Genomic DNA, 806 nt, shown 5'->3' on the forward strand with positions numbered 1-806 from the left:
GAAATCCTTGAGGTCGGCCAAGGCGGATTGGCCATGCCGGTGCAAATGCTTTCACCTCAGGGCCATAGCGTGACGTTACAGTACACGCCCTTCTTTACTGAGCCGCTGCTTAGCAGCATAAAAAATGCTGACGGCACTGAGCTCATCAGCTTGCTGCGCACTAACAATGAGCTAAAGATCTTGCTGCACCCCGGCACGGTGTATGAAGCCGAATTTAAACTTGAAATCATTGGCAGTGAGACCAGGACTATCGTTTTGCCAACTGACGACAACGCTTCCTGGCGCTTCGTCTACGGCATGTATAACGATCTAACCTGTCTCACCAGCGTTGATACCCCCACCGGTGGTCACGAAACCATTACCTATTCAGCCGCGGGGCATTCGTTTCCGGGGCTGAGCGGGCGCAAGCTGCCACGGGTTCAGATACATAAGCGCGATCCGGGTTTCGACCAGCCAGTCAGTGAAACCCGCTATGAATACGACTCGCAGGATCGAAACTTCCTGGGGTTTGGCAGTGGTATCGCGTGGAGTGACGATGGACTGGATAACCTTTATAAAATCAGCGCCGACTATCAATACGAAACCACCGAAAATGTTTGGGATGCCACCCGCAACCAAACGGTTCGAAGCACTCACCGAGTATTCAATAAATACCATTTGCTGGTAAGCGAGCAAATTACCCAAAAGGCCGAAGCGGGCAGTGAAGACACCTTGTCAGTGACCGAGACCGAGTACTACATCGACCCGCAAAAGAACTTCAAAGATCAACCCGCTTATTGCCAATTGCCAAAAACAGTCACCAAGAT

Annotated in this window: 1 pseudogene; it reads left to right on the plus strand. The window is 51.4% G+C overall.

The window, feature by feature from the left end:
* Nucleotides 1–806 (plus strand): annotated as a pseudogene (locus QMX84_RS26310) (sugar-binding protein); the annotation flags it as partial.

The organism is Pseudomonas sp. PS01297, from assembly GCF_029959305.1.
In the GTDB taxonomy this organism is placed as follows: Bacteria; Pseudomonadota; Gammaproteobacteria; order Pseudomonadales; family Pseudomonadaceae; genus Aquipseudomonas; species Aquipseudomonas helleri.